The 5,729-nt window shown below is 50.6% G+C and carries 4 protein-coding genes and 2 pseudogenes; 2 read left to right on the forward strand and 4 right to left on the reverse strand.

What is annotated here, in order from left to right:
- Window positions 1-206 (forward strand): annotated as a pseudogene (locus IV54_RS00625) (MobA/MobL family protein); the annotation flags it as partial.
- 48 nt (window positions 207-254) lie between these two features.
- Here IV54_RS00625 and IV54_RS00630 read toward each other — a convergent pair.
- From IV54_RS00630 to IV54_RS12245, 4 genes are read right to left on the reverse strand one after another with little or no spacing between them, the layout of a single operon-like run.
- Window positions 255-659, reverse strand: coding sequence for a GtrA family protein (locus tag IV54_RS00630; RefSeq protein WP_011178835.1), 405 nt, complete (start codon window positions 657-659; stop codon window positions 255-257).
- 15 nt (window positions 660-674) lie between these two features.
- Window positions 675-2,609 (reverse strand): hypothetical protein, encoded by a 1,935-nt coding sequence (locus IV54_RS00635; protein ID WP_057877478.1) that lies wholly within the window; start codon window positions 2,607-2,609, stop codon window positions 675-677.
- Window positions 2,610-2,618: 9 nt separating this feature from the next.
- Complete coding sequence (locus IV54_RS00640) at window positions 2,619-3,566, reverse strand: glycosyltransferase family 2 protein (protein WP_046870790.1); 948 nt, start codon at window positions 3,564-3,566, stop codon at window positions 2,619-2,621.
- Complete coding sequence (locus tag IV54_RS12245) at window positions 3,548-3,961, reverse strand: phosphatase PAP2 family protein (RefSeq protein WP_046870789.1); 414 nt, start codon at window positions 3,959-3,961, stop codon at window positions 3,548-3,550. Before IV54_RS12245 ends, IV54_RS00640 begins: the two co-directional genes overlap by 19 nt.
- A 71-nt stretch (window positions 3,962-4,032) precedes the next feature.
- Here IV54_RS12245 and IV54_RS00650 point away from each other — a divergent pair.
- Window positions 4,033-4,950: pseudogene (locus tag IV54_RS00650) on the forward strand (IS30 family transposase).
- The last annotated feature ends 779 nt before the right edge of the window (window positions 4,951-5,729 follow it).

A 5,729-nucleotide genomic window follows, 5' to 3' on the forward strand; every position in this document is an offset into this window, starting at 1 on the left:
AATTACTGACAAAATATGTGCAAGAAAATTTTGTCGATCAAGGTATGGTAGCTGACCGGCACCGCATGTACGAAGAGTTCGTCGCGTTCGAAACGATGATTGCGCATCACGATTTGGCTGCCGCCAAGCAGCGGATGGCGCATTCGCTGGCTGTGATGAACGTGGTCGACGCAGCGCTGGCGGATGCCGGCATCAAGCTTGGCTAGCCAAGCAAAATGGTCTCGGCAGTTTCCACTGCTGGGACCATTTTTACGTTAAGCGAAAATTAGTTTGCTGAAGCCATAATTGAGCACGATGACGACGACCTGGTCGATCAGCTTCACAATCAGCGGCGAACCGTGCATTAAGGTGAGGCCGATGAACAAAATCGCCGTGTCCGCCAGCAGTGACGCGCCGCGCAAGGTGAAGAAGCTGGCGCCTTCTTTGACCACAGTCCGGAAGGTCATGTCGGCGGAGTTGAACACGACTTTCTTGTTGGCAATGAAGGCAAACAGCACGCTGAGGACCCAGGCGATAATGTTCGCCCAGAACCACGGCATCGCGAGGTGAGTCAGGCCGAAGAACAGCACCACATTAATGCCGGTGGTGAGGCCTCCAACAATCAGGTAGCGCAAGGCTGTATCGTATTTGCTGTAAAGGGTAGTGATTGGTTTTTCCATAAAAAGGCTCCTTTCTCAGCGCTGCATGCAGGTATAAATCAACGAGGCGGTGGGCTGCGATTGGCCGTTCACCGTTAGCGGGTGAGCAGCGAGCTGATAATGGTAGGTGTGGGTCACATCGACCTGCTGGCCGCGGGTGGTGAGGTTTTGAACGGTAATCCGATATTGCCCAGCGGCGAGCTGGTGGTGCAGGCGGGCCACACTGCCAGCCATCGTTAACCGATAATGTTGCCCGGTGGCAAGGTTAGTGAGGGTGACTTGCACTTGACTACCAGCATGAATCTGAACGGAAAAATAGTTCGCTGGCGCGTTCACATCGACCACCTCTGCCAGCACGGTGCCTGGCGTCACGGTCTTGGGCTTGGCGTGATACTGCACGGATAGCTGACTGCGCTGGGCGGCAATCACTTGCTTTTGTGGCAGCTGAGCGCCAAGCACACCAGCGGCCCCAAAGGCGACGAGTGAAGCAGTGGCGCCATTGAGGAGGCTAGCTTGGTTCGCCCAGCGGGGACGCGACTGGCTGGCCTGACGCGGGATGGCCGCCAAAGCCACCCAGAGCAGCGGCAAAATGGCTTGACCATAGCGCGGTTCAACTTCCCACAGTAGGGTGTGGAAAGCCAGGTAGCCAAGGGCAGTGGTCACCGCCAGCAGTGCAAGGATTTGATGCGGGTCGGTCAGATCTGGCCGCCACCGCAAGAGCTTCAGCATCAGTGCGCCCCACATGAGCAGGGTCGCGGCCACATAGCCAATCACGGTCAGTCCCTGATAGAAGCCAGCATGATTACTGTACCAACTAGGTGCGGCGCGGAAGCCGCCGTTGTACCAGCGCTGAATGCCTTGGACATTGAGCACGATGCCTAACTTCACTACCCACAACCGGATGACGCCAACCACCCCGAGAGTTTTGATGCGCTTGGGGATGGTTTTCAAATTGTACCGCTGGCGGTCGGCTTGGCTGGGCTGCTTGATGGCACGTCCGACATCCTTGCCGGAGTAGCCGCCGTTGCTGTGCTGGTTGTAGCCCATCAAGATCCAGTGGGTCGCCGGGAACGAAAAGGCGGTGCGGGGTTGATAATTGGCTGCCACGTCAAAGACTTTGGTCGCCGGCAGACTCAGCCCGAAGCCCAGCACAATCAAGAGGATGGGCAGGGTCAGTTTGGCTTGTCGCCAGAGGTGCTGACGGGCCAGAATCAGGCCGACAATCAGCAGAGCTGGCAACAAGACCACCAGATTAGGCTTGAGCATGGCGCCGAGCATCACGGCAACAACTAGTCCGCTGCCGGCAAACCAGCGCTGGCGCGATGTTTTCTGCGACCAGTTCAGCAGGCTGCGTATGATGATGAGCAGCACCAGCATCGTCGGTAAGTCGGAGTAAAAGACTTGCAGGTAGTAGGTGTAGGCAAACGGCGACAAGGCAAAGAAACCGAAGGCCACGACCAGCAGGCTGGCGCGCTGGCTGAGCTGCCAAATCGTATGCAGCGCCAGGGCAATAAAGCTGTCCAACACCAAGATACTCAGCAGGTGCACCGAAAGATTGGTGCTTAAGCCCACCAGTTGCGTCAGCCGCAACCACAGGGAGAGCAGATAAGCCAGCGGCACGTTATTGGCGTAGCGCCAGAAGTAGGTGATATCCCAGGTCATGTGGCCGGCGGCGAGCTGGTCGGCTTGCGACAGTACCCGGTACGGATCGTGGTAAACGGTGTTGGGCATCACGTGCAACACGACCACCTGGGCAATCAGCATCGCCAGTAAGCCAAGGCCAATGCCCCAGCGCAGCTGCCTTGTAGACAAATGGTCAAGTCGGGGCGCCCCGAAGTAAAGCCCCGCGCCCAGGAGCACTACCACCAACAGCGCCGGCACCCCGAGCACACTGGTCAGGTTACCGATGCTGCCAATGAGCAGGCAGAGGATTAAAATTGCTGGCAGAAAGGCGGGTTTAATCTTTTTCATACCCTCACCTCAATCCAGAATCGTTTGCACCGTGTAGCGCGGGCGATGTTTAACTTCGGTGGTGAGCTTGCCGATGTATTCACCAATCACCCCGAGGCTGATCATTTGGATGCCGCCAACGAACCACAGCGACACCATCAACAACGACCAGCCGTGCACGGTGAGCCCCAGCATTTTCATGACAATGGCGTAAACCACCATGCCCACCGCCAGTAGGCAAGACAAGGTACCCAGAATGAGAATGAGCCGCACCGGCGCAATCGTTAGGCTGGTGATGCCGTCCCAGGCAAAAGCCAGCATCTTTTTCAGCGGGTACTTGGATTCGCCGGCCATGCGCGGCGTGCGCTTGTAGAAGACTTCGGCAGTTTTGAAGCCGAGCTTAGGAATCAGGCCGCGAATGAAAATGTTGCGTTCTGGATACTGCAGGAAGGTTTCAACGGCGCGCTTGGACATCAGGCGGAAGTCGGCGTGATTGGGCACGAGTTCGACGCCCAGCAGCTTGAGTGTCTTGTAGTAGCCTTGGGCCGTGGTGCGCTTGAACCAGCTGTCGGTTTCCCGGTTGTTCCGGACGCCGTAGACGATGTCGGCGCCATCCGCATAGGCATCCACCATGTCGCCGATTTTGTCGGGATCATCTTGGAGGTCGGCATCGATGGTGACAATCATATCGGCGGTTTTCACGGCTTCACTCATGCCGGCGATCAGCGCCGACTGGTGGCCGAAGTTGCGGGAAAAACGCAGTCCGCGCACGCGAGAATTCATGGCGTGCAGTTTTTCGATGATGTCCCAGGTGTGATCCATGGAACCATCATCGACGATCAGGATGTCGGCACGCTGACCGAGGACGGTTTGCGCGGCGATTTGGTCTTCAACGGCCAGTAATTTTTGCACCGAGGACGTCAGCACCTCTTCTTCATTGTAAGCAGGAACAACAATCGTTAATTTTGATGTGGCCATGATTTCAACATCCCTTCCGGTAAAAACTGCCGCATTTTAGCTTGAATAAAGGCTTCCGCAGGTGTGACCAGCAACCACCAGCCGCTAGCTAAGCAGACACTGGCGAGCACATCAGAGAGGTAGTGGTCGCGCAGATACACCCGCGATATCGCCACCATCGCGATCCAGCCAATGCCAATCAATACAGTAATCAGCTGGGTTTCTTGATCTTGAATGTGCGGCAGCATCCAGTCCAAAATGATTAAATCAATCTGGGCCTCGTTTTGCCGGAACATGTCCAGCGCGATTAGGCCGTCATTGGCCCAGAACACATTGAAGTTCTCGAGCTCAAATTCGGTTTTGAGTGAGTCGGCTAAGCCCGCCTCGTCTTCGACTAGTAAAATGGTGGATTTCAATGGTCTTCTCCCTATGTGAATTGTGCCTTTAATGGTAATTGTCCAAAACAACCATAAAGGAACTGCGACTCATGACTAGTTTATCATCTCAAGAACGTACTGTCATTCAAACTTTGCTGGAATTGAATTATTCGATTCGTGCCATCGCGCGTTTTATTAACCGATCACCTGCGACGGCCTCTGTTGAAATTCATCAAGTCACGCCCTATAAAGCTGATATTGCTCATGCATTGGCATTGAAAAAACGTCATCTACGTGGCCGTCATCACACACTAACACCAGCTATCGCTGTCTTTTTGAATGAGCACATTGGCATTTTAAAGTGGTCACCAGAAACTGCTGCTCATGTTTTAGGGTTACCTTTCAAAACGATTTATAATTGGCTCAATGCTGGCCGACTCAAACTGTCATTAGCTGATTTACCTGACAAAGGTATTCGTCAAAAACGTCAGTCTGATGGCAGACGTCAAGTATTTGTTCACGGCCGTTCAATTGAATCAAGACCCAAAAGTGTTCAAGCACGGCAGGATTTTGGTCACTTTGAAGTTGATACGATGCAATCGGGTAAGAAACGTGGTGAAGTGCTTGTCACAATCACAGAAAGATTAAGTCGGCAACATATTGTGAGGCAAGTTAGTGGTCGCAATAGTCAGGCAGTGACACCAGTATTAATTCATTTTTTTCAAGGGATCGAGAATGCTAAGTCAATCACTGTTGATTGAGGACGAGAGTTTGTAAAATATGATGAAATCGAGCAAAAACTAGGCATTCCAGTTTACTTTGCACACCCATACTCACCAGAAGAACGTGGAAGTAATGAGATATTAAACCGATACGTTCGGCGATTCATACCAAAGGAGCGAAAAATTGAGACGGTTAGCGCCAAAGAATTAGATCAAATTAATCATTGGATTAATGCAAGACCAATGAAAACACTCAATTGGCAATCACCACGAAAGGTTTTTCAGCAGTTCGCAGTGTTCGGTTAATTCTTGCAATCTACCATATATAAAAAAGTATGACTTCGAAGATAGCAATGATTTAGCTACACATATTCGAGCTATTAATGATGACCTGCTTTATACAAACTATGCCGACGAAACAAACTTTAGAGCAAGCATTCAAAGATTAGGAGAATTATTAGGATTTGATTCTAGTCAGCCTGAGGCAGAAACGGCTATCAAAGAAGGCGGTCCTGATAATCTTTGGCTGGATCAAAGCACACAGATTGTCATAGAAGATAAAAATCGACGAGCTAGTGATGAAATCTTTAAAGGTGATGTAGAACAAATAACTACATCTTCGAATTGGTTTGCGGAAAAATATCAGAGTCAAACTTTCTATTCCATTATTTTCCACCCCTCTATCATCTTTGCTTCAGATGCACATACCAACTTTAAAGTTCATGTAGTTTCTGAAAGTAAGCTCCAATTGTTAAAAGACGCAATATATAAACTTGCTGATGGAATATGCCAGGAATCATTGAACTACTGGAGTGCTGAAAATCTCCAAAATTTATTTTGTGACACAAAACTATTAAAGCATTCGTTCATTTCCACCTACACAGTACCTGCCAAAAAAATAATGATATAAGAAAGCTTTTATGTGTGATTAGCCAATAGGGTATACCTCAAGAACATTCTCTGCCTCTATACAATTCAGAATTTTTATATACATTTACACAAAATATTTCACACTCTCTTTTTTTTTGAGCTTGAATTTACACTTTAAGTGCAACACTAATTAAATAAAGAATGGCCCATGGCCA

The sequence above is a fragment of the Levilactobacillus paucivorans genome, from assembly GCF_001437125.1.
GTDB lineage: Bacteria > Bacillota > Bacilli > Lactobacillales > Lactobacillaceae > Levilactobacillus > Levilactobacillus paucivorans.